The following is a 640-nucleotide window of genomic DNA, read 5'->3' as shown; positions in this document are numbered from 1 at the left end:
TCTTTCATAATACGTGTTACCGTTTTTTGCGATACCTTAATCCCTTCACTGTTCAGCTGCATTGTAATTTTCGGACTGCCGTATATCTCTCGTGACTCTAAATGAACTCGTTTTACTTGACTCGTTAACTTTTCCTTTTTCACTTTTTGTTTACCTTTTGGACGATTGAGCCAAGCATAATAACCGCTTTTTGAGACACCTAATACTTCGCACATCTTCGCCACACGGAACTGGTGTTGGTGCTCTTTAATGAAGTCAAAAATTACTTCTGGTCTTTTGCGAAGATGCCCATAGCCTTTTTTAAGATGGCATTTTCCTCTTCTAAATCACGAAGTCTTTTCTGTAAATCCTTTGTCTCTTTATCTTCTGGCTTTAGGTTTCCGCTTCCAACAAAACTACTTTCGCTATCTTCCTTATATTTCTTAATCCAGTTGTGTAACGTCTGTTCTGCCACATCTAATTCTCTGGCAACTTCGGCTTTCTTTTTCCCTTCCTCAGTTACCATACGTACTGCACTTATCTTGAATTCTTTGTCGTAGCTTCTTCTTTTCATCTTGGACACTCCCGTTAAATTGTTAGGTTTAATTATACTGCATTTCCCCCAATTTAACGTGTCCATTAATTAGACTAGCATCAGAAA

At 38.1% G+C, this 640-nt stretch carries 1 pseudogene; it reads right to left on the bottom strand.

The features are described 5' to 3' along the window. Positions 1–553 (bottom strand): annotated as a pseudogene (locus CD003_RS22850) (IS3 family transposase); the annotation flags it as partial. Between the last annotated feature and the right edge of the window lie 87 nt (positions 554–640).

This window comes from Bacillus sp. FJAT-45350, assembly GCF_002335805.1.
Classification (GTDB): Bacteria; Bacillota; Bacilli; order Bacillales; family NISU01; genus FJAT-45350.
Note: the sequence above shows the minus strand (reverse complement) of the source record. Positions and strands in the feature narration are given on the sequence as shown.